The organism is Rhodococcus sp. G6(2025), assembly GCF_058628105.1.
In genome coordinates this window covers 2,079,012-2,104,678 of sequence record NZ_CP179750.1, presented here as the reverse complement: position 1 = coordinate 2,104,678, position 25,667 = coordinate 2,079,012, and the positions used below count along the sequence as shown (strand labels likewise).

The following is a 25,667-nucleotide window of genomic DNA, read 5'->3' as shown; positions in this document are numbered from 1 at the left end:
TTCGATCACGCTCCTTGTCGTGCAGGGTCGCGCCGCTCGTGCAACATGTCACCGAGCAGGCCGAAGGCCGCGGCCGTGATGACGATCGCGATGCCCGGCACGAGCGCAGCCCACCAGGCCGTCGACAGGTAGTCACGTGCGCCGGCGACGGCCGCGCCCCACTCCGCGCTGGGCGGCTGCGCGCCGACACCGATGAACGACAGACCCGCGAGCACCAGAACGGTGTTGCCGATGTCCCCTGCCCATTTGACGGTCATGACGTCGAGCGAGTTCGGCAGCACGTGCCGTGTCATCAGGCGCCATCGACCGACCCCGAGGACCACTGCGCCGTCCACGAACGGCGACGCCATCGTCTCGCGCATCACCCCGCGCAGCAGTCGCGCCGTGTACGGCCAGCCGGTGGCGATCATCGCGATCAGAGCGCTGCTCAGGCTCGGACCGAGTGCGGCGGCGATACCCAGTGCCACGACGAGTCCGGGAAGAGCGAACCCGATGTCCGTCACTCGCATGAGAGTTTCGTCGAGCCACCGTCCGCCGACCGTGGCCATCGTGGCGAGAACCGTTCCGATGAGCGAGTACGCGGCGACGACCAGAACCGCGGACAGCACCGACGACCGGGCGCCCGCGATCGTGCGCCACAGAACATCGCGCCCTTGGTCGTCGGTCCCGAGCCAGTGTTCGCTGCTGGGAGCGGTAAGGGCGTTCGCGATATCCGACCGGTAGACGGATTCCGGTGCGATCCAGGGACCGGCGACGGCGAGCACCACGATCACGGCGACAGCACCGACGACGACGACGTCGAGAAGTCCCCATCGCGATCGGCGTCGACGCCCGCGAATCGAGGCGGATCTCCATCGGCCGACAACTCCGGTCACTCCGGTGACATTCGCTGCAATACTCATCGGACTCACTGCACCTTTCCGGGTGTACGCAGCCGGGGGTCGTGGGCCAGCTGGAGCATGTCCACGATGAAGTTCGCGACGACGACGATCACGCCGACGACGGTGACGGTGCCGATGACCGCGGTGATGTCCTTGCGACTGACCGCATTGGAGAGGTAGTCGCCGACCCCGGACAACCCGAACACGGACTCGACGAAGATCGCGGAACCGACGAGCATGCCGATCTCGATGCCGATGATGTTCAGAAGCGGTCCGGTCGCGTTGGGAAGTGCATGCCTGGTCCACAGACGCAGGGTTGGAACACCTTTCGCTCGGGCAACGGTCATGTGATCGCGGCCCCGGACCCGGAGGAGATCGGCACGGAGAGCCCGGAACATCTGTGCGGCGACGGCGACGGAAAGCACGAACGCGGGCAGCATCAGATGCTGAAACGCATTGCTGAACGCGGCGAAGTCTCCGGCGAGGGTGGCGTCGACGAGTGTCATGCCCGTTCGGTGCGGGACCTCGACGCCCACCGAGATACGTCCCGAGATCGGCAGGATCTGCAGCCACGAGCCCAGCACCCATTGCAACATCAGCGCGAGCCAGAAACCGGGAAGCCCGAATGCGACGATCGCACCGACGCGGCTGACCTTGTCGAATCCTCCTCGTGATCGCGCCGCTGCGATCGTCGCCATCGGAACCGCGAAGGATACCGCGAGCACCATTGCGAGAAAGACCAATTCGAGCGTTCCGGGTAGTCGCGCGAGAACGTCGTCGAGCACCGGCTGGCGGGTCGAACTCGAGGTGCCCAGATCGCCGTGGAGCATCCGGCCGAGATAGTCGAAATACTGCCTGGCCGCCGGCTTGTCCAGTCCCAGCTGACTACGCACCTCTTCCACCTGGTCCGGAGTGGCGCTCTCCCCCGCGGCCACCTGCGCTTCGTCCCCGGGAATCACCTTGGTCATGGCGAAGACGATGGTGGCCAGTCCGACCAGGGTGAGGAGCGCCGCGCCCAGTTTGCGGCCGAGAAACGCCACCGGCGCCGTGAGGCGATGTACGGCGCGAGGCATGTCGAGTGTCGTCATCGGGTACTCCCTCACGCCACGCGGATCGCGGGAACCCAGACTCCGCTGCCCACGACCGCCGGACCGACACCGGTCACCCTGTTGCTGTGAGCGGTGGTCTGCCCCAGGGTGTACATGTTGACGGCCACCGCGTCGTTGCGAATATCCTCTTGAGCCTGCTTGTACAGGTCACACCGCGCCCCGGCATCGGATGTCTCGGCCGCGCGGCCGAGCAACTCGTCCACCGTGGGGTTGATGTAGCCGGACTTGTTCGTTCCGACCTGGTCCGACTTGTAAGTCTTGACGAGCATCACTCCGGGATCCGGGTACTGCGCGAAGTCGGTGGCGAGCATCATCTGCGGAATCGAGTCGGGCGATTTCAGAGCCGACAGATAATCCGCGTACGCGATGGGCTCGAGATCCAGCGTGACACCGATCTGCGCGAGGTTGGACTGCAGCAGCGTCGCCTCGCGTTCCTGCTCCTTGAAGACGGGCTGGAATTTCATGGTGAGGGTGAGGTCGGACATTCCGGCGTCGGAGAGCAACTTCTTCGCCTGTCGGAGATCCTGCCCATAGGCGGGCATCTCCGGCCGGCACGAGAACTGTCCAGGCAGCGGGCCGGTGGCGATGCTGCCGTTGCCACCACGAATCGTGGCGAGGCCACCGGTGTAGTCGTACGCCAGCTGGATGGCCTGTCGTACGGCCTTGTTCGCCGTCGGCCCGTTCATCACGTTGAAGAAGATGTTCGCCTGAAGGTTGACGGGCTGACTCTGCACCGTCACGCCGGAGAAGCCGTCCAGCGCCTCGGCGTCGGCGTTGGTGAGCCCGAAGGACACATCGATGTTGCCTGCCTTCAGTTCCGCACTCTGCGTGGCGCTCTCGTCGATTCGCCGATAGACGAGCGAGGCCGGACGACCCGCGTCGCCCGCCCAGTAGTCGTCGAACCGTGTCAGCGTGTACGTGTCGGCACCGCCCGGGCCTGCCAGGAAGTAGGGCCCGGACCCGGCATCGTGGCCCGCGAGATAGGCCTGACCCCGGTCGGTCCCCTCGTTGGCTTTCACGAGGGCCGAGTTGAGGATGTAGATCTTCGAGAGAGCGCCCAGGAACAGCGAGTTCGGTTCCGTCAGTTCGATCGTCAAGCTCTGCGGACCGGTGACCGTGGTACCCAGGTATCCCGTCATCTGACCGGCAATGCCCTGTCCCAGCGCCGCCGTCCGATCGAGCGTGTAACGGACGTCCTCGGCGGTGACAGGGGCACCGTCGTGGAAGGTCGCCGCGCGCAAGGTCATCTGGATCGATCGCGCATCCGGAGACGGGACGAACTCGGACGCAAGCTGACCGACGATCTCGTTGTCGGCGTCATAGGTGACCAAGGTGTCGTACAACGCCTGGTCGACGAAGTTCGTCTGAGCGTAGTCGGCGCGAATGGGGTCGAGCGTGGAGATCTGATTCTGGTAGGCCAGGACGACGGGGCGGTCGCCCGGTCCGCCATCTGCGTCGGTCCTGGCTGCGCTGGTGCACGCCACCAAGGAGGAGGTGACCGCCAGGCCGATCAGCGCGTACCCGAAACCCTTGCGAGCAAGCATTTTTCGTTCAGTGGACACGGGAATCCTTCCGCATGGAGAGGGTAGTTCCGAAGCTTTCGACGAAGTGAGCGGCGACCGAATTGCGCCACACTGCGCTGCCGGGCCGGATGTATATGGTCTACCAAGTGCGGAACCCGAGCGCCAAGCGTGGAGCGTTACATTCGGGTTAATCCCTCTGACCAGCACTGTCGTGAAACGCGTCCGGTGGTCGACTTCAACTTGGTATGCCATGATCGGTTCATGACGGTGAACCTGAACGGCGAGATCGGGGTCGCGACATCCACGATGTCGCCTCTGGGCACGGGCGTGACCGGCGGACTGTCGGACGTGCCACTCCCGAAGCAGATCTATTCCGTGATTCGTGAGCGCATCATCTCGGGCGCGTATCCACCCGGCAGTCGCCTGCGGGAGCGCGAACTGTCGCAGGAGTTCGACGTCTCGCGGGTCCCGCTCCGCGAGGCGTTGCCCCAGCTGGAGTGGGACGGTTTCATTCAGATCCTGCCGCGGCGGGGCGCGGTCGTGACTCAGCTGTCGTTACGCGACATCGAGGAACTGTTCGACGTGCGGTTGGCGTTGGAACCGTACGCGGCACGATGCGCAGCCGAGAACGTCGCTCGGGGTGCATCCATGGAGGCGCTGCTGTCGACGATGGCGCGCACCGAGGAATTGATCGGAAACGACGAACCCCTCCTGATCCCGGCAGTCAACGCGCGGTTCCACATGGACGTCGTCGAACTGTCCGGCAACAAGCTCCTCGTGTCGGTGATGAATTCGCTGATGGGCCGGGTCCACTGGTTGTTCCGGCTGACGTGGCACCACAATCCCGCGGTGTCGTGTGCGGCGCACCGGGAACTCGTCGAAGCGATCCGCAGCGGAAACGGGAGACTCGCGGAAGCCAGCGCGTTCGCTCACATCGAGCACGGGCGCAAGCCGACGTTGGAGCGCCTCGCGCCGTCCCTGCCCGCAACCCTGTAGGTTGCCGCACCACCTACCCGTCGCCCGATGTCACATCGGTTCGATCTGACGGAACCGCGGTGACATCGGGCGACGGGTCAAGCGAAGAAGAGCGCGGACTACCGAACCACGTCCCGGCGGACGATGGTCTCGTCGCGGCCGGGGCCGACGCCGATGCAGGAGATGTACGCACCCGACAGCTCCTCGAGGCGCAGGACGTAGTTCTGTGCGTTCTTCGGGAGTTCCTCGAACGTCCGGGCGTGCGAGATGTCTTCCCACCAGCCGGGCATTTCCTCGTAGATCGGCTTGGCGTGATGAACGTCGGTCTGCGACATGGGCATCTCGTCGTACCGCACGCCGTCGACGTCGTAACCGACACAGATCGGGATGGTGTCGAGGCTGCTGAGCACGTCGAGCTTGGTGAGGAAGTAGTCGGTGATGCCGTTGACACGCGTTGCGTAGCGGGCGATCACGGCATCGAACCATCCGGTGCGACGGGCACGGCCGGTGGTGACACCCACCTCGCCACCGGTCTTGGCGAGGTATTCGCCGTTCTGGTCGAAGAGTTCGGTCGGGAACGGGCCCGAGCCGACGCGGGTGGTGTACGCCTTGAGGATGCCCAGCACCGTCGTGATCTTGGTGGGTCCGATGCCCGAACCGACCGCTGCGCCACCGGACGTCGGGTTGGACGACGTCACGTACGGGTAGGTGCCGTGGTCGACGTCGAGGAGCGTGCCCTGCGAACCCTCCAGCAGCACCGTCTCACCGCGCTCGAGTGCCTCGTTGAGCTGCAGGCGCGTGTCCGCGATGCGGTGCTTGAAACCGTCGGCCTGCTCGAGCACCTCGTCGACGACCTGCTGCGGGTCGAGGGCCTTGCGGTTGTAGATCTTGACGAGCACCTGGTTCTTGAACTCGAGTGCCGCCTCGACCTTCTGGGTGAGGATCTTCTCGTCCAGCACATCCTGCACGCGGACGCCGACACGCGCGAGTTTGTCCTGGTAGCAGGGACCGATGCCGCGGCCGGTGGTGCCGATCTTCTTGGCCCCGAGGAAGCGTTCGGTGACCTTGTCGATGGCCACGTGGTACGGCATGATCAGGTGCGCATCGGCCGAGAGCAGCAGGCGGCTGGTGTCCACGCCCCGCTCGTCGAGTCCGGCGAGTTCGGTGAGCAGCACTCCCGGGTCCACCACGACACCGTTGCCGATGACGTTCGTGACGCCCGGAGTGAGGATTCCGGACGGGATCAGATGCAGAGCGAACTTGTCGCCGTTCGGAAGAACCACTGTGTGTCCGGCGTTGTTACCGCCCTGGTAGCGCACCACCCACTGCAGGCGTCCGCCCAGTAGATCGGTAGCTTTGCCCTTGCCCTCGTCGCCCCACTGGGCGCCGATCAGGACGATTGCCGGCATGACGTTGTCTCCTACGGTCGACGTACAGTCGTATCCGACTGCGTGGTCCTGCCGTTCGTAGGCAGTGGCCGGGGGAACAGTCTAGCCGAGGGCACGGAGAACAGACCCCACAGTACGGCTGGGGAGGCCATCTCGGGCGTGCCACTAGGATGATCCGAAAGGGAAGCTGCGGAAATCGCGGCGGGACATCCGGGCGAGGAGTGGCGTTGACCCCCGTAGTGCTCATTTGCGGCGACGTGCCTCTTCCCCTGCCTCTGGGCTCCATTTCGACCTCGAGCGCACCTGCCGTCCCGGACAAGGACGACTTCGACGAGGTCTTCTCCAAACTTCAGGTCGTCGTGGATCCGCGACTGATCGTGGTGGGCAGCGACGCCGCCTTCGCGGCCACCCTGACCCGGTTGATGCGCACCGATCGCCTGCACATCGAACTCGCGTACGTCGCGGAGCATCGTTCGGAGGCGACGGACGCCTACCACCTGTCCTCCGGCGCCCGCGGCGCCCGCACCGCGCTGAAGGGGACGGCCAAGCCGGTCCCCCTCATCCGCGACGACGCGGGGATCGCGCTCGTCGGGTGCGCCACTGTCACGGGTCCGGACGGGGGTCCGCTCGTCGGCGAGGCCTACGTCGACGACACCCGGCTGTTCTCGGGGACGACGACGAGCATGAACGTCACCCCGACCCCACGGATGCCCGGTCTGCGAGCGTCGGTCGAGCCTCGCAGGCGCTGGCTCCCCCGCCGCTGGGTCGAGGGTCGCGCCGTGCAGCTCGGGTCGCCCGCGGCGGCGCTGAACCGGGACGGCGTGCCGAACCCACGCGACGTCAAGCGTTCGACGTTCTACCGGCACGATCAAGAGTGGTTGCTGGTCCGATGAGCCTGCCCAGGGCGCGGACCACCGCGGTCCGGCCCAGTCCGGTGTTCCTCCTCGTCGTCGCCGTCGCGGTCGCCGGCGGTGTTCTCGCGTGGCGCGCCGAACTGGAGTCGGTGCTCGGCCACGTCGGGGTGTTCCTGCTGGTGGTCGCGGGATGGGTGGTGACGCTCTGCCTGCACGAGTTCGCGCACGCGTACACGGCGTGGCGGCACGGCGACACCGACGTCGAGGTACGCGGCTACCTCACGCTCAACCCGGTGAAATACAGCCACCCACTGCTGTCGATCGGTCTGCCGGTCCTGTTCATCGCGCTCGGCGGGATCGGGTTGCCCGGCGGCGCCGTGTACCTGCGGACCGGACTGTTCTCGCCGAAGGTGCAGGCGCGGGTGTCGCTCGCCGGACCCGCCGTGAACCTGGTGTCCGCGATCGTCCTGCTCGCCGTGATCCGCTGGTTCGGGCTGGGCGGCGACCACCAGGTGTTCTGGACGGGACTGAGCTTTCTCGCGTTCCTGCAGGTGATGGCCACCGTGCTCAATCTCCTGCCGGTGCCCGGACTCGACGGGTACGCCGCGCTCGAACCGTTCCTGCCGCCGCGCACTCGGAGGTCCGTCGACCAGTTCAAGCCGTACGGACTGCTGATCCTCGTGGCGCTGCTGTTCGTGCCGTCGATCAACGTGGTGTTCTTCGACGTCATCTACCGGCTGTTCGAACTGTCCGGGGTGCCGGAGATCTACGCGCAGTACGGCAACTACCTGATGCGCTTCTGGCTCTGACCCGTGAGTACTTGTCAACCGCGGGCGGTTAACAAGTACTCACGGGCGGGACGCATCCTCTTCGGTGAAGTTGGGGGTCAGCCGCAGTTCCGCCAACGGCACCTCGCGGTCGGGGCTGCGGACCTCGACGCGCACAGCTTCGCCGGTCGCGTCGTCCCGCATCCCGATCGGCGCACCGCGCTTGCCCTGGAGGTACTTGTCGCCCCACTGCATCAGCGCGAGCACGGCAGGTAGAAGGTCACGCCCCTTCTCGGTGAGCACGTATTCGTAGCGGGTGCGCTGCCCGGGCTCCTTGTAGGGTTGCCGCTCGAACAAGCCCTCGGCCGTCAGTTCACGCAGCCGGGACGCCGCCACGGCCTCGGTGATGCCGACCCGTTTCGCGAAGTCGTCGAATCGCGTGGTGCCGTAGTAGGCCTCGCGCAGGATCAGGACGGCCGAACGCGTGCCGATCACGTCCATCGCCTTGCCGATGGAGCAGTGCGTCGCCCGCCAGGTGTCGCGATCTGCGAGAAAACCGTCCAACCGTGCCGCGTCCATGCACCTCAGCATAGCTGACTTGCAAATTCCATAGTCAGCAGCTACAACTTCCAGGACAGGTGCGACAGCCCGCTGGCGTCGAGTTCGAGCCCACGAGGAGTCGACACCAGCCGCAGCAGCACCTCCTGACATCCCGGGCACCGCACGACGACACCGGGCGCGCGCGTATAGACGTGCACGGCCGCCATCGGTCCGTCGAGACCGCAGAACCGGCACTGTCCGGTCGCCGCGGTGAGGTCGTGAACGAAGATCTCCGCGAACGGCCCGCCGAGAACGTTCCCATCCTCGAAGTCGTTGCCCTGCAACGTACTCATCGACAATTCCTTCCTCCGGTCACGGCCCCGAGGGACCGAACCGCTCCGTCTTGATGTCGTCCGGCGAGTGCCCGAGCGAGAGCAGCAGGCGAGCCGCCTCCTCGACGAATCCAGTGGGCCCGCACACGAAGCAGCGCGGCGCGAAGTCCGCCGGCCATCCCCACGCCGCGAGATCGGCGGCAGTGATCCGACCCGCCGGGCGCCGCGGCGAGTCCTCGCGAGTGTGGAGAACGAACGTCTCGACTCCCCCGTCGCCGCTCCCGGGCCTGTCCAGCTCGTCCGCGAACAACTGGTCGGCCCGCGTCCGGAGGGAGTACACGAGCCGGAACGGCGTGCGGTCGTGGCGGAACCGGCGCTCGCGAACCATCGACATCAACGGCACGATCCCCGACCCACCCGCGACGAGAAGCACCGGCGCGCCGCCACCCTCGCGCGGCGACCACACGAACCAGCGACCGATCGGTCCGCGCACCTCGATCAGATTGCCCGCGGCGAACACGTCGGTCAGATACGGAGACACCTCGCCGTCCGCCACCCGCTGGACGACCAACTGCAGTCGCCACCCGTCCGGTGAACGCTCGGCCGGCGACGCCAGCGAGTAACTCCGTTCGGTGGCGTATCCGTCGGGACCGGTCAGGCGGAGATCGACGTGCTGCCCGGCGCGATGCCCAGGCCACCCCGGGACCTCGAGGACCAGAGCCCGCGCACTCGCCGTCTCGGGCCACGACTCGACGAGTTCCGCCACTCGCCAGCTGAGCACCGTGCGGCCCAGAAGTTCACTGGTCACCCTGGTACCTCTGCTCCCGCCACGGGTCGCCGCGATCGTGGTACCCGAGTTGTTCCCAGAAACCCGGGACGTCCTGGGTGACGAGCTGGATCGACCGAACCCACTTCGCGGACTTCCACAGGTAGAGATGAGGCACGAGCAGACGGGCCGGACCCCCGTGCACCGGCGCGAGTGGCGCGCCCTCGTAGGTGTGCACGATCCACGCCTTGCCGCCGAGGATGTCGGAGACGGGAAGGTTGGTGGTGTAGCCGCCGTCGCATCCGACGAGGACGAATCCCGCGGACGTCTCGACGTCCGCGAACAGGGTGTCGAGGGAGACGCCCTTCCACGAGGTTCCGAACTTCGACCATCGCGTGACGCAGTGGAGGTCGACCGTCGGCCGCTCCTGCGGGAGCTTCATGAATTCGGCCCACGACCACTCGTGGCGCCGGCCGGTCTCGTCCGTCACGGTCAGCGTCCACGTCTCGGTCGGGACGCGGGGCGTCGGTCCTGCCGAGAGGACCGGGAAATCGCCGACCTCGTACTGCCCGGGCGGAAGAGAGTGCTCGCTGCGAGGTCTGCCGTGGAAGCCGGGGGTCAGAACAGCCATGCCTCACGTTAGGACCGCCGCGGGGGTCTTCGCAGCGCAAACCGGCGATCCGAGTCGCCCATCACACCTGACTTGCGTTAGTCATAGTCAGGTGTAGATTGCTGACCATGGCCCTCAATAGTCAGGTGCGTGAGGAAGTGCGGGTCGGCCCGCTCCTCACCGTCCTCTCCGGCGCGCCGTTCGTCGCCAGCCTCGATCTGTTCGTCGTCAACGTTGCGTTCGGCGACATCGCGGCGAGCTATCCCGGGTACAGCCTCGGCGACCTCAGCTGGGTGCTGGGCGGCTACGCGATCGTGTTCGCCGCACTCCTGGTTCCGCTCGGACGCTGGGCCGACCGCGTCGGCCGCCGGCGCGGATTCCTTCTCGGGCTGGCGCTGTTCACCGCGGCCAGCGCGGCATGCGCGCTGAGCCCCTCGCTGTGGCTGCTCGTCGCCTTCCGACTCCTTCAGGCCGTCGGTGCGGCCGCCCTGACCCCAGCCAGCCTGGGACTGCTCATCAGCACCGTCCCCGAAGCCAGACGTGCGGGCGCGGTCCGGATCTGGGCCGCGTCGGGTGCCGCGGCCGCGGCCTTCGGACCCGTGGTGGGTGGCCTGCTCGTCGAGGCGTCGTGGCGCTGGGCCTTCCTGATCAACGTCCCCATCGGAATCGCGTTCCTGATCGCCACCGTCCGGTTGGTCCCCAACTTCCGCCCGACCGCCCGCGACGCGGACCTCGACCTGTTCGGGGCTGCACTACTGACCGTCGGTATCGGCGCCCTCGCACTCGGACTGGTCCAGGGACCCGACTGGGGATGGGGCGACCCCCGAATCGCGCTCGCCTTCACCGTCGCTGCCGTGTCCGTCGCACTGTTCTGGTGGAGCAACAGCCGACAGCGTGAGCCGCTCATCGAACCCGCCATGCTGAAGGTGCGCACGTTCGCCTGGTCGAACGTGACCGCGCTCGCGTTCAGTGCCGCCTTCGCGGCCGGTCTGCTCGCGAACATCCTGTGGCTGCAGCAGGTGTGGGGCTACTCCGCGCTTCTGACGGGTCTCGCGATCGCGCCGGGCCCGTTGATGGTGCCGGTGTTCGCCGTGGTCGGCCAGTTCCTGTCCCGCACGTTCTCGGCCGCAGCGCTCACCGCGGCGGGTAGCGCCCTGTGGGCGGCCGGCGCCGTGCTCGTCCTCTCGTCCGTCGGGAGGGAACCGCAGTATGCGTCGGAACTGCTGCCCGGCTGGATGATCGCGGGTGTCGGGGTCGGACTGGCGTTGCCGACGATCCTGTCGTCCGCCACCGCCGGACTACCGCAGACGCGCTCGGCCACCGGTAGCGCCGTCGTCACCATGAGCCGTCAGGTCGGAACCGTGCTGGGCGTGAGCATGCTGGTCGCAATCCTCGGCACGACCACCGGTTACGCAGACACCCACGCCGCCTTCCAACTCGCCTGGTCGGCGGTGGCGGTGGTGGCCGTCGTCGCCACACTCACCGCCACACGGATGAATCCACCCCGTGAGTACTTGTCAACCGCCCGCGGTTGACAAGTACTCACAGCACCGAAAGGGAACCATCATGAGAGACGCCGTCATCGTCGAGGCCGTCCGCACGCCGATCGGCAAGGGCAAGCCCTCGGGCGCCCTGCACGGAGTGCACCCCGTCGACCTTCTCGCCCACAGCCTGTCGACCCTCGTCGAGCGCACGGGAATCGATCCCGCGCTGATCGACGACGTCATCGGCGGCACCGTCACCCAGGTCGGGGACCAGAGCCAGAACATCACCCGCAGTGCGCTTCTGGCCGCCGGATTCCCCGAATCCGTGCCCGGCACGACCGTCGACCGGCAGTGCGGCAGCAGCCAGCAGGCCGTTCACTTCGCCGCGCAGGGCGTGATGTCGGGTGCCTACGACATCGTCGTCGCCGCCGGTGTCGAATCGATGGGCCGAGTTCCGATGGGATCCAGCAGCATCGGACGCGAATCGATGGGCGTGGGCTTCGAGCGCCGCTACCCCGACGGCCTCGTCCCACAGGGAATCAGCGCCGAACTCATCGCCGCCCGGTGGGGACTGTCCCGCACCCAGCTCGACGAGTTCGCCCTGCGCAGCCACCAGAAGGCCGCGGCGGCAACGAGTGCCGGGAACTTCGCGAAGGAACTCGCCGTCCTGCCGGAACTGAGCGTCGACGAGGCCATCCGGCCGGACACGACGCTCGACGCACTCGCCGGCCTGCGACCGGCCTTCCGCAGCGACTTCTACGAGGAGCGGTTCCCGCAGATCGACTGGTCGATCACCGCGGGCAACAGCAGTCCCCTGTCCGACGGAAGTGCGGCGCTGATGATCACCACGAGTGAGATCGCGGGACGCCTGGGACTGCGGCCGCTGGCCCGGCTCCACAGCTTCGCCGTCGTCGGCGACGACCCGCTGATGATGCTCACCGCCGTCATTCCCGCGACACGCAAGGTGCTGCAGCGCAGCGGACTCGACATCTCCGACATCGACCTGTTCGAGGTCAACGAGGCGTTCGCGTCGGTGGTCCTGGCCTGGGCGGCAGACACCGGAGCCGACCTGGACCGCGTCAACGTGCACGGCGGCGCGATCGCGCTCGGACATCCACTGGGGGCCAGTGGCGCCCGCATCATGACCACGCTGGTCAACGCGATGGAGCAGCGCGGGGCCCGGTTCGGGCTGCAGACCATGTGCGAGGCCGGCGGACTCGCCAATGCCACGGTGCTCGAACGACTCGTGTGACGCGGCAGTAGTCCACCTCAGCCGTTTCGGCGGGCGATCGCGTCCCCCACCGCACGCAGCGACTCTCGCAGCGAGTGCGGCTGGAGCACTTCGACTCCCCCGCCGAGAACGGTCATCTGCTCGAGCGCCACGTCCTCGGCCTCGAGCACCAGGTCGACGGTCACCCAGCCGTCGTCGTCCGGCGTTCCGGCTTCGACCCGTGCGGCCTCCACACCGACCACCCGGGGCAGCCGGCGCCACGACGCGGGCGACAGGCGCACCCGGCACCGGAAACGCAGGAGCGCACGATCGAATTCGGCCACCGACGCCGACCACCACGCACCCAGATCGAAGTTGTCGGGCCGCACCGCCGCTTGTTTCAGCACGGTCGCGTCACTGATCCGCGACACGCGATACGACAGCGTCCGTCCGCGGTGCTGCGCAACGAGATACCAGACACCGGCCTTCGCCACCAGCCCCAGGGGGTCGAGAGTTCTTGCCGCCGAACGGCTCCCCTTGCGGTAGCGGATGCCGAGGCGCCGACCCTCGAGCACCGCGGACGCCACCACCGGGAGCTCACCGTTGTCGCGTGGTCCGTCGAACCAGCCGGGGGCGTCGACGTAGAGGCGATCCCGCCACAGCTGAGCCCCGGCGCGCAGCGGGACCGGCAACGCCCCCAACAGCTTCGACTGCGCCGCAGCGGTGACGTCGCGAAGACCGAGATCGTCGGCGATCGACGGGACACCGAGCAACATCAACGCGGACGTCTCCTCGCCCGTCATGCCGCCGAGTTTCGACTGCCAGCCGTCGAGCAACCGGATTCCGCCGCCGGGCCCGCTCTCCGTCCACAACGGCACACCGGCCGCCGACAACGCCGTGACGTCGCGATACACGGTGCGGACCGAGACCCCGAGTTCGTCCGCGAGTTGCTGCGCGGTGGCCCCGCGACTGCCCTCCAGACGGAGCATCACCTCGACCAGCCGACTCGAACGCATGCTCCGATTCTAGTGAAAATCCCTGACAGTAGATGTCAGGGATAGGAGAACACACTGGTCGGCATGACCAACTGGACGCAGTTCGAGACCGAAGCACCCGACCTCGCCAAGGCTGTCGCCGCACGCTTCGAGGCGCACAAGCACCACGTACTGGCGACGCTCCGCAAGGACGGTTCCCCGAGGGTGAGCGGCACCGAGGTCGAGTTCTACGAAGGCGCGTTACTGCTCGGCTCGATGGTTGGTGCACGCAAAGTACAGGACCTGCAACGCGATCCGCGATTCTCTCTCCACAGCAACCCCGGTCACCACACGATGGACGGCGGCGACGCCAAGATCAGCGGCCGCGCACAGGAGATCCTCGGGGAACGCAAACTGCAGATCCTCGCGCACTACCCCGACGAGATCCCCGAGGCGGACGTCTTCGAACTCGGCCTCGACGAGGTGGTGCTCACCACCGTCGACGGCGACCACCTGTACGTCGATCTGTGGCGACCGGGTGCGGAGGTCACCCGGTTCACCAAGTGACGGTCACTGCGTGACGGCGAATCCGAAGCCGAGGGGGCAGGTCGCAACGCCGTTCTTGGCAGGACCGTCCGGATCGTAGGTTCCGCCGGGAATCAGGTGGGCGGTGAAGCCCGGCAGATCCTTCTCCGGCCCTTCGGCGGTGCCCTTCTCGTTCACGAGGGGCCCGGACGTGCCGACTGTCGGCGCTTGACCAATGTTGAGGTAGGTCACCTGAGCGTCGGTGGTCGCGCCCTCGGGAGCATCGAAATCCCACTCGACCAGGTCGCCTTCCTCCTTCTCTACGATGATGCTCGGATCGCCGCTGCAGTTCGCCAGCGGGTCGGGCATGAACGGCGCGGCGGAGGCGGTGGCCGGTGCTGCGAAGAGGGCGGCCGCACCGAGTGCGGCAACGGCGACGGGTCGTGCGAACGCTGCGAGAGTGGACATGGTGTTCCCTTTCGTGAGTCGTCCCGCAACGATTTCCCGCCGCGATACCGGACGAAACAGACAGGGCGCCTACCAGGTGACGTTCTCGGCGCAGTGGCGTCCGTTGGCGGTGGATTCCACCTGCACTGTCGCGTGCGAGAGCAGATGGCTCTCGAGGACGGTCCGCGCCGATTCGAGGACGACGGACGAGTCGGCGTCCGTGGTGAGGTGGACGGTGGCCACGTCCATTCCCGTCGTCAGCGTCCATATGTGGAGGTCGTGCACGCCGGTGACCCCGGGCAGCGCTTCGAGGTCGGCCTGGACCGATTCGACATCGACGTCCTCGGGGGACGCCTGCGTGAGGATGCGCAGCGACGCGGCGGCGAGTTTCATCGCCCGCGGCACCACCCACAGCGAGATGAGGACACCGACGATGATGTCGGCGTAGGTCCAGTCGAACGCCAGCACGACGCCGCCGGCGATGAGCACGCCGACGCTGCCGACGGCGTCCGCGAGCACTTCGAGGTAGGCGCCGCGGACGGCCAGGCTGTCCTTGGAATCGGCGCGCAGCATCAGCATCACCACGAGGTTCGCGGCGAGTCCGACGGATGCGGTGAGGATCAGCGCCATGCCGGGAAGGTCGGGGGCGTCGCCGATGCGGGAGATCGCCTCGTAGAACACCCAGACCGCGACGGCGAGCAGCATCGCGGCGTTGGCCATGGCCGTGAGCACTTCGGCGCGATGCCAGCCGAAGGTCCGGGCCGCGGTGGCACTGCCCTTGCGTGCCAGGAGAAGTGCGACGAGACCCATTGACATTCCGACGACGTCGGTCAGCATGTGCCCGGCGTCGGCGAGCAGCGACAGCGAGTTGACGGTGAGACCGACGACGACCTCGAGAACCAGGAACGCGAGGAGGATGACAAGAGCGATCACCATGCGGCGGATCCGACCCCGCGACGGGCCTACCTCACCGCTGCCTTGCGTATGGCCGTGCGAATGGCCGTGACCGACTCCCATGGGTGAGCCTCCTCCCGAGTTGTGCCGATCATATGCGTACATACGCATATGTTCAACAGCGTGCTCGGGCGGTCAGAGCTCGGGACGATAGGCCGGCTTCTCCACGGTGGGCGGCAGGGTGGCGATAGCCGAGATGCGTTTCAGCCCTGCAACCTGCAGAAGGTCGACGGTCAGCGACCGGATCTGCGCGAAGACGACCGTGGCCGACAAGCCCGCGTTCTCCACCAGTTCCGGTTTCAGTCCAGACGCCACCGAACGCAGCACTCGCGCCGCCTCGGCCTGATCGGGTTGCTGACCGGGGTCGGCGAGCGCCATCTGCCGGAGGGTTTCCAAGGCGTGGGCGAGTTTCTCCACCTGGTCGACGAGCCGTGGGTTGAGAATCTCGTCGTCACGCACCAGCGTGAGCGAACGCCGCGCGAGAACCCGGATGTTGCGCAACGCATTGTCGAGTGGGTCCGCGGCCGCGGTGAGTCGTTCGAGCCGGCCGCGGGTGTTCCAGTACAGCGGCGAGATTCGGCTGATCTCACGGCCGCCGGCGAGGTGGGTCCGCAGCGTGTCGATGGACGCCTGCGTTGCCCTCGCCTTTTGGAGGGCCTTCTCGATGGGCTTGTCGTCGTTGGCCACCAGACCATCTGCCACCAGCTGCATCACCTCGGACGCCGTCCCGAGAACGTTCGCGGCGTATTTCCGCGCCCGCCCCACGGGATGCGTGGGGATCAGCGCGACGACGGCGATCCCCACCAGACCACCGGTCAAGGCGTCCACCATGCGGTCGATACCGGCGGTGCCGCCGGGTGGCAGCAACGTCGCCACAAGCACCGCAGAGTTACCCGCCTGCATCGAGAAGATCGGTCCGCTGTTCAGCAATACGGCCGCGGACATCGCCAGCATCACGACGAGAGTGATCTGCCAGGTACCGCTCCCGATGACGGAGACGATGAGGTCGCCGACCCCGATCCCGATCGTGACACCGGCCACCAACTCGACGGAACGGCGCAGGCGGGCGCCGAGAGACAGCCCCAGCGACACCACCGCCGCGATCGGCGCGAAGAACGGCGTCGGGTGACCGATCACCACCGTCGCCACCCACCAGGCGGCGCCGGCAGCGATCGCGCACTGCAGGATCGGCAGTGCCGACACCCGCAGTCGCTGGGCCGAAGTCCTCAGCCCGTCCCGGCCACGGACTTTCGCCGAGCTGAGGGCGCTAACCGACGCCAAGCGCTTCGGCGGCTCGGGGATCGCAGTCCTCGAGCAGATCGAGGCACCGCGCGTACTCGTCCGTTTCGCCGATCGCCTTCGCCGCCTTCGCCAGCACGGCGACGCACCGGAGGAAACCACGGTTGGGTTCGTGGCTGTACGGAACCGGGCCGAAACCCTTCCACCCGTTTCGACGCAACTGGTCCAGTCCACGGTGGTACCCGGTGCGCGCGTAGGCGTACGCCGCGATGGTCTCGTCGGCCTGGAGGGCCGCCTCGGCCAGGTAGGCCCATGCGATGGATGCGGTGGGATGGGCGGCTGCGACGGAAGCCGGATCCTCGTGGTTCAACAGGGCCGACTCGGCCTCGTCGTCCCCGGGGAGCAGCGTGGGCTGTGGTCCGAGAAGGTCACCGAAAGACGTCATGCGCCTATTGTGCCCCCGCCGCGGCGCCGTCACTGCGTCGGCCCGCGTCCGCGACGCGCCCTGTCGCGGTCTCCGATGACGCAGGATGTCGTTAGGCTGCCCCCAACGTTCATTTCTCTGCAGACCGAGGGGCAGCGAGTGCAGGACCCGAAGAAAGACGAATCGACTCAGAAGCCGGCCGCGGACACACCGTCCGGCCCGGCCGCGGCCGGCACCACCGCCGGCAAGGGTGCCGGCGGCGCCGACGCGACCGCGAAGCCTGCGAAGACCGCGCAGCCCGCGGCGGACGCAGAGCCCGCCGCACCGAAGTCGCCCGAGCCGAAGCCCCCGCAGAAGAAGGCGCCCGAGAAGGTAGCAGAGAAGAAGGCCGACGAACCGCAGCCCGAATTGCCCAAGCCTCCCGCCCCGCGCCCACGAGCCGAGACACCTCAGGCCGGCCCGGACTCTGCCGCGAAACCCGTGGACAAGGCATCCGAGGCGGCCACCACCGCGATCCCGACGCAGAAGAGCGTGCCGGCAGCGGGCGACGCCGCGACCGTGAAGATGCACCGCGCAGCGACCACACAGACCCCGCAGGGGCAGGGGCAGGCGACACCGCCGTCCGACGACGAGACGGTCGCGATCCGCGTGACGAAGCCCGCCGTCCCGGCGACGCCGCCGCCGCCCCGACCTGCCGCCGCCCAGCCGAACCAGCCTCAGAACGCGCGGCCCCTGCCCCCGCCGCCCGCTCCCCCTCGGCCGGCGCCCGCCCCGCCGAAGGCCGCACCGCAGCGGGTGCTGCCGCCCCAGCAGAGCGCGCCGCAGCGCGTCGCCGCGGCGCAGCAGCCTGCGAAGAAGCACGGCAAGGCGTGGCTGTTCGCCGCGATCGCCGCCGGCGTCATCGTCGTCGCCGCCATCGCGGTCGCCGGCGTGATCGTCTACAACAACAACCAGGCCGAGAACTCCCCCGAGGCCCAGGTGCAGGGAACGATCGACACGTTCGTCGCGGCCCTCACCCAGGGCGATCTGGCGACGCTGCGCACCAGCACCTGCGGCAGCCTCGCCGAGTACTACCAGGGCATCTCGGATCAGGATTTCGCCGAGGTCCACCAGGTCGCCGTGAACCAGCAGAACATTCCGGTGGTCGGCGGCGTCGACGCCGTGCAGATCACCGGCGACAGCGCCATCGCCCAGGTGAAGGCCCACACGGCCGCCAACCCCGGCGAGCAGTCGTGGCGCACGTTCAACCTCGAGAAGGTCGACGGCACCTGGAAGATCTGCGACCCCCGATGAACGACTGTGCGCCTTTCCGGTAGCGGTGGCTACCGGAAAGGCGCACGGGCGCGAAGCGCCTATCCGGAGACGGAACGTCCCGCGGACTTGAGGTCGTTGCAGGCCTCGACGACACGAGCAGTCATGCCGGCCTCGGCCTTCTTCAGGTAGCTGCGCGGGTCGTAGACCTTCTTGTTGCCGACCTCGCCGTCGACCTTCAGCACGCCGTCGTAGTTGGTGAACATGTGACCCACGATCGGACGGGTGAACGCGTACTGGGTGTCGGTGTCGACGTTCATCTTGACGACGCCGTAGTTCAGCGCGGCCTCGATCTCCGACTTCAGCGAACCCGATCCACCGTGGAAGACGAAGTCGAACGGCTGCGAGCTCTCGGACAGCCCCAGCTTGGCGGCGGCGACCTTCTGGCCGGTCTCGAGCACCTCGGGACGCAGCTTGACGTTGCCCGGCTTGTAGACGCCGTGCACGTTGCCGAACGTCGCGGCCAGCAGGTACTTGCCGTTCTCGCCGGTGCCGAGGGCGTCGACGGTCTTCTCGAAGTCCTCGGGCGAGGTGTACAGCTTGTCGTTGATCTCGGCTTCCACACCGTCCTCTTCGCCACCGACGACGCCGATCTCGACCTCGAGGATGATGTTGGCGGCCTTCGCCTTCGCGAGGAGTTCCTTGGCGATCTCCAGGTTCTCGTCGATCGGGACAGCCGAACCGTCCCACATGTGGGACTGGAACAGCGGGTTGCGGCCGGCCTCGACGCGCTGCCGCGAGATCTCCAGCAGCGGGCGGACGAACGTGTCGAGCTTGTCCTTGGGGCAGTGGTCGGTGTGCAGGGCGATCGTGACGTCGTACTTGGCAGCGATCACGTGCGCGAACTCGGCGAGTGCGACCGCGCCGGTCACCATGTCCTTGACGCCCAGGCCCGAACCGAACTCGGCGCCACCGGTCGAGAACTGGATGATGCCGTCACTGCCGGCGTCCGCGAAGCCCTTGATGGCGGCGTTGATGGTTTCGGAAGAAGTGCAGTTGATGGCGGGGAAGGCAAAGGAGTGCTCCTTGGCCCGACCAAGCATCTCGGCGTAGACCTCGGGAGTCGCGATTGGCACGGCGGCAGTCCTCCATTAAGAGTCGATTTCGGCGCGCGCGATCAGCGCAGCGCGCGATGTGGTCCTAGCAGTATGGCAATACCGGTAGCGTACGTCTCCCGGTGGCTGTCGCGGCACCCCGTTTCGACAGGTCCACGACCCGGCCGAAACTCCATGACCTGCAGTATTCCGTCAGTCGGGGAATACGCCGGTACGCTGAGGGCCGTGATTGTGCAGGCAGCATCGGATTCCGTGACCAACCTCGCGTTGTTGCCGGGATTCCTCGACCCGGTGAACCTCCTCAACTCCTTCGGCACGTGGGTGCTCGTCGGACTTCTCCTGGTCGTCTTCATCGAGTCGGGATTGCTGTTCCCCCTGCTCCCCGGCGACTCGCTTCTCTTCACCGCGGGACTCATCGCGGCGTCGAAGTCGACGGAGATCGAACCGTTCGCCCCCATCTGGGCGCTACTGGTTCTGATCCCCATCGCCGCGATCCTCGGCGACCAGGTGGGCTTCTTCATCGGCAGCAAGGGCGGTACCGCCCTGTTCAAGCATGACGACGCGCGGTTCTTCAAGAAGAAGTACATCGACGAGTCGCACGCCTTCTTCGAGAAGCACGGCCCGATCACCATCATCCTGGCCCGCTTCGTTCCGATCGTGCGCACGTTCGCGCCGGTCGTCGCGGGTGCGTCACGGATGAAGTACTCGCTGTTCCTGACGTACAACATCGTGGGCGGCATCCTGTGGGGCGCCGGCGTCACGCTGCTCGGGTACCTGCTCGGTCAGATCGAGTTCATCCGCGACAACGTCGACATCATCTTCCTGCTGATCGTCTTCGTGTCCGTCCTGCCGATCGTTCTCGAGGTGGGCAAGCGCGTCGTGAAGTCGCGGCAGAGCGCGGGCGCCACGACCGAGGACGCGCAGCCGGTCACCACACCCACCGATCCGACCTCCTGAAACCGATCGAGTAGCGCACTGACGATGGTCACCACGGCAGCAGGCACCTTCGGGCCTCTCGTCTCGGCGGGCCCGGCTCTGGTCTGGATCGTCGTCCTCGCGTTCGTGTTCATCGAGTGCGCGGTGATCCTGGGCCTGTTCCTGCCCGGCGACTCGATGCTGATCACCGCCGGAATCGTGCTGGCCAACCATGCGTCGGGCGCCGGCCACGTGTGGGCGTTGTCGGTCGGCGCGATGATCGCCGCCATCTGCGGAAACCAGGTGGGGTACGTCATCGGTCACCGCACCGGCAACCGCATCCTCGCCCGCAAGGGCGGGAAGTATCTCAACTACACCAACCTGCACAAGGTCAACGTCCTGCTGGAGAAGCACGGCTTCTGGGCGGTCCTCATCGCCCGCTGGATTCCGTGGGTCCGCACCCTTTGCCCGCTGGTCGCCGGTGCGGCCAAGATGAACCACACCAAGTACACGATCGCGAGCACCATCGGCGCCATCTTCTGGGCACCCGTCCTGCTGCTCATCGGCTTCTACTTCGGCTCTTTCCTGGACCGGGTGTCGTGGCTGATGCCGGCCGTGCTCGCCGGGATGGTCGCGCTGCTGGTGATCGGCACCGTGCTCGGGGTGTGGCACTACCGGCAGGAGATGGCGCGGCCGCCCGAAGAAGTGGCCGTCGAAGAAGTTCTGGACTAGTGCCGATGCACCGCGTCCCACGCGGGCAGCGGGTCGTCGAACCGAACCCAGGCCGTCGGCCCTGACGCCAGCTCGTCGTCGGTGAGCAGCGCCGGCTCCAGGATCCGCCGCGGACCGCCGGGGTCGAGGCGGATCCCGATGAACACGATCTCCTGCCCCGGTGTCTCGTGCGCGGACGCCCACAGCTGGGCCGGCTCGATCACGAGGTTCGGACCGGCCCGCGACCAGACGGCGGCGAGGTCCGGGCGGCTCGCGGCCCAGCCGGGCAGCTCGGCCGCGACCTCCGAGTTGTACAGGCCGGTCCCGAGAACCTCACCGGGATCCACGACGCCGCGCGTGGTGCGCAGCAGTGTCGCGGTGGGGTTGAGCCTGCGCACGGTGGCCTCGCTCACCGAGGAAGGTCGACGCATCCACCACCGTCACCATCGTGTCGAGGGCGGCCACCGAACCGAGACTGAACCTGTCCTCGAACTCCCAGTCGAACGTGGCGGCGACGGGCATCGGTTCGGAGATGCCGGTCGATTCGATGACGAGATGGTCGAACCGGCCCTCCTTCGCCAGCCGCGCGACGGCCTCGACGAGGTCTTCCCGCAGGGTGCAGCAGATGCAGCCGTTGGTGAGCTCTACGAGTTTCTCCTGCGTCCGGTCCATCCGCAAGCCGCGGGCTCCCGATGTCACATCCGTCCACTCGAACGGAACGGATGCGACACCGGGCGCGAGCGGACGCCGGCGGCCGCGCCTACAGCGCGACGGCGCCGGACGCGTCCGCGTACTGGCTCGCGGGGCGGGGCAGACCGAAGTGGTCGCGCAGTGTGGCGCCCGAGTACTCGGTGCGGAAGAGCCCGCGCTCCTGCAGGATCGGGACCACCTTCTCCGCGAACACCTCGAGACCGCCCGGGTAGTACGGCGGCATGACGTTGAAACCGTCCGCCGCGCCCTGCGTGAACCATTCCTCGATGGTGTCGGCCACCTGCACCGGCGTCCCGACGACGACCCGGTGCCCGCGCGCACCGGCGAGACGGTGCAGCAATCCGCGCAGGGTCGGGTTCTCCCGCTCGACGATCCCGGCGATCACCTGCAGGCGACTCTGCTGGTTGTCCGTGACGTCGCCGGCGTCCCCGAACAGTCCGGCGGGCACGGGGGCGTCGAGTTCGAGGTGGCGCACGCTCGAACCCGTGAGGCTCTCGAGCTGGGCGAGCCCGTACTCGGGCGACGTGAGTTCGTTGAACTCCCGCTCCAGGTCGCGGGCCTCGGCCTCGGTGTCGCCGAGGAACGGGCTGATGCCGGGCAGGATCTTCACGTGATCGGGGTTGCGACCGTACTGCGTCGCGCGCTGCTTGACGTCCGCGTAGAACGCCTGCCCGTCGGACAGCCGCTGGTGCGCGGTGAAGATGGCCTCGGCGTACTGGCCCGCGAATGCGCGGCCCTCGTTGGACGCACCCGCCTGCACCAGCACCGGGTGCCCCTGCGGGGAGCGTGGCGCGTTGAACGGTCCCCGCACCCGCAGGTGGCGCCCCACGTAGTTGATCTCGTGGATCTTCGCCGGGTCCGCGTAGATGCCTGCGGCCTTGTCGATCAGGATGGCGTCGTCTTCCCAGCTGTCCCACAGCTTGACCGTCGCGTCGACGAACTCCCGCGCCCGCGCATAGCGGTCGGCGTGATCGGGGTGGCCGGCGAGCCCGAAGTTGGCGGCCGCCAGGTCGGTTCCGGTGGTCACGATGTTCCAGCCGGCCCGGCCGCGGGAGATGTGGTCGAGGGACGCGAACAGTCGCGCCAGATTGTAGGGCTCGAAGTACGTCGTGGACGCGGTCGCGATCAGGCCGATCCGTTCGGTGGCGGTCGCGATGGCGGTCAGCAGCGTGATGGGTTCGAGCGCTGCGGCGGCGCCGTGCTCGACGTCGCTGCGCAGGGCCGGGCCGTCGGCGAAGAAGATCGCGTCCAGCTTCGCCGCCTCCGCGGTCCGCGCGATGTCCTGGAAGTAGGAGACGTCGTACAGCCGCTCGGGCGTCGTGAGCGGGTGGCGCCACGCCGACTCGTGGTGCCCGGCCGGGTAGATGAACGCGTTGAGACTCAGCTGCCGCTGTTGATCTGACATAACGAACTGTTTAGCAGCGCCGAATCGGGGGCGACACGGTTAATTTTCGCGTGATTCGAACCGTCGCTCTAGCGGCGGGGATACCCTGCCGCGGAAACCATGTGCGCGGCCTCCATCAGCATCCAGCCGCCGAGCTGGACGGACATGTCGCGTTCCGGGACCCCGGACGACCGCACGGTGCCCCCGGTGAACGTGGCGATTCCCCCGCCCAGCCCCGGCAGCTGCGCCTGCTTGGTCCAATCGTGGCCGAACAGCGGCTGCCCCTCGATCTGCAGCCGGTTCTCCCAGGCCGATTCCGCGGAGCTCAGCACGAGCTGGGCGGCGATCTCCCGTGCCCTGATGTCGGCGGGCGACTCCCACGGCAGCATCACCGCGGTCAGCGCCAGATACCGCGCGAGGATCCCGTTGAACAGGCCACCGTCTCCCCCACCGCCGCCGTTTATGACGCCGCGGGGTGCGAGGTGCTCGTCGATGGCGTCGACCAGCCGGTGAGTCCTGTTGCGGTGCCGCGGCGAACCGAGGCGCACGGCGAGTTCGGTTTCGAGGCCGAGAACGACGCCCTGACAATACGAGTAGACGTTCCTTTCGATTTCACCACCCGGGTGGATGCCGTCGACGATCAGGTTGGTGTGCACGTCCCGCAGCGTGTCGTCGATCCAGTCGGCCGTGGCCTGGGCGCGCCACAGCTTTCCGGTGCGGGCCAGCATGATCCCGGCGGGCCCGTTGGCCGGTGCGTTGTAGAAGTCAGAGCCCTTCCGCCACGGGATGCCGCCCCCGGCCTCGGGCGCCCAGGCGTCGAACAACTGGGATTCGAGCGCCTGCACCGCACTTCTGTTGTCTATGAAGTGCATTCGCTGGGCACGCTCGAGGGCGATACCCAGCCAGGCCATGTCGTCGTAATAGTTGTTGGTCCAGCCCGACAGGTTCCGCAAACGATGGCTACGCGCCAATTTCACGATGCGCCGACGACGGCGCGGCGTGGGGTCCCGTTCGAGCGCGTCCACGGCGCAGTCGAGCAGGTGGGCCTGCCACCAGTAGTGCCAGCTGAGGAACAGCCGCTCGCGCCGCACCGCCGGCCAGGCGACGACGCCCAGCGTGGTGCCCGGAAGCGCCCACAGCCGGCGAAGGTGCCTGCTCACCACCGCTTCTTCAGCGGCGTCCGCGCGCGCCGACCACGAGTCCTGCATGAGAGTTGATCTTGCCTATTCGCCGGGGGTTCCGCTACCAGGCACGGTCGAGGTCGGCGTGCTGACGCACCCACGCATGCATGGCGATTCCTGCGGCGACGCCCGCGTTGATGCTGCGGGTGGAACCGAACTGGGCGATCGACACCGTCATCGCCGCAACCTCTTTCGCCTGGTCCGTGACTCCCGGCCCCTCCTGGCCGAACAGGAGCACGCAGTCGCGGGGCAGTCTCGCCGTCTCGAGCGGGACGGACCCGGGCGTGTTGTCGACGGCCACGATGGTGAGACCCCGCTCACGTGCGAACTCGACGAGGCCGTCGACGTCCGAGTGATGGAGGACGTGCTGGTACCGATCGGTGACCATGGCCCCGCGCCGGTTCCAGCGGCGACGTCCCACGATGTGGACCGCGGCGGCGGCGAACGCGTTGGCGGTGCGCACCACCGTCCCGATGTTCGCGTCGTGGCCGAAATTCTCGATGGCCACGTGCAGCGGGTGGCGGCGGCTGTCGATGTCCGCGACGATCGCTTCCCGCGTCCAGTACCGGTAGGCGTCGACCACGTTGCGGCGATCGCCGCCGGCCAGCAGTTCGGGGTCGTAACGCGGGTCGGCGGGGACCGGGGTGTCGTGCTCCTCGGTCCACGGGCCCACGCCGTTCGGGTTGTCCCCCCATTCGGTGGGCCCCGCCTCGGCGACTTCGACCTGGCCGGTCTCGACTCCGCTCACGATGTCAGAACGTCTCGTTCGAATTGGGGGCGACGGTGAACCCGTGCGACGTCTCGTCGTTGGTGCACGTGACGGCCGTGGCCGTGGTGCTGCACGTGTAGCCGAGCTTGGTCAGTTTCGCCCCGGCGGGCAGGGCCGCGTCCGGTTCGTCGCCGCCCGACGTGTAGACGAGGCCACCCGCGCACATGAACGACGCCTCGCCGTCGTTCTCGACGCGGATCCCGTGACCCCAGTCGACCATGCAGTCGGCCGGGCGCGGCGGCACCGGGCTCGTCGACCCCTGACATCCGGCCTCGGTGCGGTTCGGCAGCTTGATGATGCCGCACTGGAACCCGCCGTCCGGGGACGTGAAGAAGTACGACTCATTGTGCTCGTAGGGGACGTCGACGAGCGTCGTGGTCGGCGCCTCCGTCGTCGTGGGCGGCGGCGCAACGGTCGTGGTGGTGGTCGTCGGCGGAACCGTGGTCGTGGTGGTGGTCACAGGAGCCGCGACAGTCGTCGTGGACGGCGGCGGTGCCACCGCGTCCGAGGACCCACCACACCCTGCGAGCATCATGGCCGAGCCAATGCTCAGACACACCAACGACACCCGACGCCACGCCATACGGCCACCTCCACACACGCTTACCTGCTGCCGACACTGCACTCT

At 67.6% G+C, this 25,667-nt stretch carries 27 protein-coding genes and 1 pseudogene; 9 read left to right on the top strand and 19 right to left on the bottom strand.

Features of this window, described 5'->3' with window-relative positions; all coding sequences use genetic code 11:
- Nucleotides 1-5 precede the first annotated feature (5 nt).
- Genes ACLIVD_RS09480 through ACLIVD_RS09470 form a run of 3 tightly spaced genes read right to left on the bottom strand, consistent with a single transcriptional unit; the run spans nucleotide 6 to nucleotide 3,552 of the window.
- A complete protein-coding gene (locus tag ACLIVD_RS09480; protein WP_283331573.1) occupies nucleotides 6-902 on the bottom strand; it encodes an ABC transporter permease in 897 nt (298 codons plus the stop codon).
- A gap of 5 nt (nucleotides 903-907) precedes the next feature.
- Entirely contained in the window at nucleotides 908-1,969 is a 1,062-nt protein-coding gene (locus ACLIVD_RS09475; protein WP_283331574.1) for an ABC transporter permease, read from the bottom strand.
- 11 nt (nucleotides 1,970-1,980) lie between these two features.
- Nucleotides 1,981-3,552 carry an ABC transporter substrate-binding protein gene (locus tag ACLIVD_RS09470; RefSeq protein ID WP_477956172.1) on the bottom strand — a complete coding sequence of 524 codons (1,572 nt, stop codon included), beginning with the start codon at nucleotides 3,550-3,552 and terminating at the stop codon, nucleotides 1,981-1,983.
- A gap of 222 nt (nucleotides 3,553-3,774) precedes the next feature.
- Between ACLIVD_RS09470 and ACLIVD_RS09465 the strand changes: the two genes are divergently transcribed.
- Entirely contained in the window at nucleotides 3,775-4,509 is a 735-nt protein-coding gene (locus tag ACLIVD_RS09465; RefSeq protein ID WP_283354062.1) for a GntR family transcriptional regulator, read from the top strand.
- A gap of 98 nt (nucleotides 4,510-4,607) precedes the next feature.
- On the opposite strand, the gene ACLIVD_RS09460 is transcribed toward ACLIVD_RS09465, so the two are convergent.
- Nucleotides 4,608-5,897, bottom strand: coding sequence for an adenylosuccinate synthase (locus tag ACLIVD_RS09460; RefSeq protein WP_005260012.1), 1,290 nt, complete (start codon nucleotides 5,895-5,897; stop codon nucleotides 4,608-4,610).
- Nucleotides 5,898-6,115: 218 nt separating this feature from the next.
- Here ACLIVD_RS09460 and ACLIVD_RS09455 point away from each other — a divergent pair, with 218 nt between their 5' ends.
- Together ACLIVD_RS09455 and ACLIVD_RS09450 are read left to right on the top strand one after the other, a co-directional pair.
- Nucleotides 6,116-6,769, top strand: a complete 654-nt coding sequence (locus ACLIVD_RS09455; protein WP_241962211.1) for a hypothetical protein — start codon at nucleotides 6,116-6,118, stop codon at nucleotides 6,767-6,769.
- Nucleotides 6,766-7,539, top strand: coding sequence for a site-2 protease family protein (locus ACLIVD_RS09450; protein ID WP_247252820.1), 774 nt, complete (start codon nucleotides 6,766-6,768; stop codon nucleotides 7,537-7,539). Before ACLIVD_RS09455 ends, ACLIVD_RS09450 begins: the two co-directional genes overlap by 4 nt.
- Before the next feature lie 39 nt (nucleotides 7,540-7,578).
- On the opposite strand, the gene ACLIVD_RS09445 is transcribed toward ACLIVD_RS09450, so the two are convergent.
- Genes ACLIVD_RS09445 through ACLIVD_RS09430 form a run of 4 tightly spaced genes read right to left on the bottom strand, consistent with a single transcriptional unit; the run spans nucleotide 7,579 to nucleotide 9,766 of the window.
- The gene (locus tag ACLIVD_RS09445) at nucleotides 7,579-8,076 is read right to left on the bottom strand and encodes a winged helix-turn-helix transcriptional regulator (protein ID WP_095867104.1); all 498 of its coding nucleotides are present in this window, start codon (nucleotides 8,074-8,076) and stop codon (nucleotides 7,579-7,581) included.
- 41 nt (nucleotides 8,077-8,117) lie between these two features.
- Nucleotides 8,118-8,390 (bottom strand): DUF6510 family protein, encoded by a 273-nt coding sequence (locus ACLIVD_RS09440; RefSeq protein WP_005238458.1) that lies wholly within the window; start codon nucleotides 8,388-8,390, stop codon nucleotides 8,118-8,120.
- 19 nt (nucleotides 8,391-8,409) lie between these two features.
- Nucleotides 8,410-9,177: a ferredoxin reductase gene (locus ACLIVD_RS09435; RefSeq protein ID WP_491932351.1), complete on the bottom strand. Its 768-nt coding sequence runs from the start codon at nucleotides 9,175-9,177 to the stop codon at nucleotides 8,410-8,412.
- Nucleotides 9,167-9,766, bottom strand: a complete 600-nt coding sequence (locus ACLIVD_RS09430; RefSeq protein ID WP_418340842.1) for a sulfite oxidase-like oxidoreductase — start codon at nucleotides 9,764-9,766, stop codon at nucleotides 9,167-9,169. The genes ACLIVD_RS09435 and ACLIVD_RS09430 overlap by 11 nt, the downstream gene beginning before the upstream one ends.
- Nucleotides 9,767-9,873: 107 nt before the next feature.
- Here ACLIVD_RS09430 and ACLIVD_RS09425 point away from each other — a divergent pair, with 107 nt between their 5' ends.
- Both ACLIVD_RS09425 and ACLIVD_RS09420 read left to right on the top strand, forming a co-directional pair.
- Entirely contained in the window at nucleotides 9,874-11,280 is a 1,407-nt protein-coding gene (locus ACLIVD_RS09425; RefSeq protein ID WP_491932350.1) for an MFS transporter, read from the top strand.
- 31 nt (nucleotides 11,281-11,311) lie between these two features.
- A complete protein-coding gene (locus ACLIVD_RS09420) occupies nucleotides 11,312-12,481 on the top strand; it encodes a thiolase family protein (protein ID WP_491932349.1) in 1,170 nt (389 codons plus the stop codon).
- A 17-nt stretch (nucleotides 12,482-12,498) separates the two neighbouring features.
- Here the strand turns inward: ACLIVD_RS09420 and ACLIVD_RS09415 are convergent, their stop codons facing one another.
- Complete coding sequence (locus ACLIVD_RS09415) at nucleotides 12,499-13,455, bottom strand: helix-turn-helix transcriptional regulator (protein WP_283354068.1); 957 nt, start codon at nucleotides 13,453-13,455, stop codon at nucleotides 12,499-12,501.
- 63 nt (nucleotides 13,456-13,518) lie between these two features.
- Here ACLIVD_RS09415 and ACLIVD_RS09410 point away from each other — a divergent pair, with 63 nt between their 5' ends.
- Entirely contained in the window at nucleotides 13,519-13,980 is a 462-nt protein-coding gene (locus tag ACLIVD_RS09410; RefSeq protein WP_280784143.1) for a pyridoxamine 5'-phosphate oxidase family protein, read from the top strand.
- Between the two features lie 3 nt (nucleotides 13,981-13,983).
- On the opposite strand, the gene ACLIVD_RS09405 is transcribed toward ACLIVD_RS09410, so the two are convergent.
- The 4 genes from ACLIVD_RS09405 to ACLIVD_RS09390 form a co-directional block, all read right to left on the bottom strand.
- Nucleotides 13,984-14,406: a hypothetical protein gene (locus ACLIVD_RS09405; RefSeq protein WP_283354069.1), complete on the bottom strand. Its 423-nt coding sequence runs from the start codon at nucleotides 14,404-14,406 to the stop codon at nucleotides 13,984-13,986.
- Between the two features lie 69 nt (nucleotides 14,407-14,475).
- Nucleotides 14,476-15,402, bottom strand: coding sequence for a cation diffusion facilitator family transporter (locus tag ACLIVD_RS09400; RefSeq protein WP_283331583.1), 927 nt, complete (start codon nucleotides 15,400-15,402; stop codon nucleotides 14,476-14,478).
- A gap of 72 nt (nucleotides 15,403-15,474) precedes the next feature.
- Entirely contained in the window at nucleotides 15,475-16,542 is a 1,068-nt protein-coding gene (locus tag ACLIVD_RS09395) for an FUSC family protein (protein WP_105420637.1), read from the bottom strand.
- Between the two features lie 64 nt (nucleotides 16,543-16,606).
- A complete protein-coding gene (locus ACLIVD_RS09390; RefSeq protein WP_005260038.1) occupies nucleotides 16,607-17,023 on the bottom strand; it encodes a DUF3151 domain-containing protein in 417 nt (138 codons plus the stop codon).
- Between the two features lie 138 nt (nucleotides 17,024-17,161).
- On the opposite strand from ACLIVD_RS09390, the gene ACLIVD_RS09385 reads away from it, so the two are divergent.
- Nucleotides 17,162-18,295, top strand: a complete 1,134-nt coding sequence (locus tag ACLIVD_RS09385) for an Rv0361 family membrane protein (protein ID WP_491932348.1) — start codon at nucleotides 17,162-17,164, stop codon at nucleotides 18,293-18,295.
- A 59-nt stretch (nucleotides 18,296-18,354) separates the two neighbouring features.
- On the opposite strand, the gene fbaA is transcribed toward ACLIVD_RS09385, so the two are convergent.
- Complete coding sequence (fbaA, locus tag ACLIVD_RS09380; RefSeq protein WP_280784147.1) at nucleotides 18,355-19,389, bottom strand: class II fructose-bisphosphate aldolase; 1,035 nt, start codon at nucleotides 19,387-19,389, stop codon at nucleotides 18,355-18,357.
- Nucleotides 19,390-19,593: 204 nt separating this feature from the next.
- On the opposite strand from fbaA, the gene ACLIVD_RS09375 reads away from it, so the two are divergent.
- Together ACLIVD_RS09375 and ACLIVD_RS09370 are read left to right on the top strand one after the other, a co-directional pair.
- On the top strand, nucleotides 19,594-20,325 hold the full coding sequence (locus ACLIVD_RS09375; RefSeq protein ID WP_280784148.1) for a VTT domain-containing protein: 732 nt from the start codon (nucleotides 19,594-19,596) through the stop codon (nucleotides 20,323-20,325).
- A 24-nt stretch (nucleotides 20,326-20,349) separates the two neighbouring features.
- Nucleotides 20,350-21,015 carry a DedA family protein gene (locus ACLIVD_RS09370; protein WP_005260048.1) on the top strand — a complete coding sequence of 222 codons (666 nt, stop codon included), beginning with the start codon at nucleotides 20,350-20,352 and terminating at the stop codon, nucleotides 21,013-21,015.
- Here the strand turns inward: ACLIVD_RS09370 and ACLIVD_RS09365 are convergent.
- From ACLIVD_RS09365 to ACLIVD_RS09345, 5 genes and pseudogenes are all read right to left on the bottom strand, one after another.
- Nucleotides 21,012-21,666: pseudogene (locus ACLIVD_RS09365) on the bottom strand (GTP-binding protein); the annotation flags it as partial. The gene ACLIVD_RS09370 and the pseudogene ACLIVD_RS09365 overlap by 4 nt on opposite strands.
- Before the next feature lie 88 nt (nucleotides 21,667-21,754).
- A complete protein-coding gene (locus ACLIVD_RS09360; RefSeq protein WP_491932347.1) occupies nucleotides 21,755-23,110 on the bottom strand; it encodes an LLM class flavin-dependent oxidoreductase in 1,356 nt (451 codons plus the stop codon).
- Nucleotides 23,111-23,178: 68 nt separating this feature from the next.
- Entirely contained in the window at nucleotides 23,179-24,297 is a 1,119-nt protein-coding gene (locus tag ACLIVD_RS09355; RefSeq protein ID WP_280784150.1) for a glycoside hydrolase family 76 protein, read from the bottom strand.
- A gap of 34 nt (nucleotides 24,298-24,331) precedes the next feature.
- Nucleotides 24,332-25,018: a TrmH family RNA methyltransferase gene (locus ACLIVD_RS09350; protein ID WP_283331588.1), complete on the bottom strand. Its 687-nt coding sequence runs from the start codon at nucleotides 25,016-25,018 to the stop codon at nucleotides 24,332-24,334.
- 4 nt (nucleotides 25,019-25,022) lie between these two features.
- Entirely contained in the window at nucleotides 25,023-25,622 is a 600-nt protein-coding gene (locus tag ACLIVD_RS09345; protein WP_491932346.1) for a hypothetical protein, read from the bottom strand.
- Nucleotides 25,623-25,667: the final 45 nt, after the last annotated feature.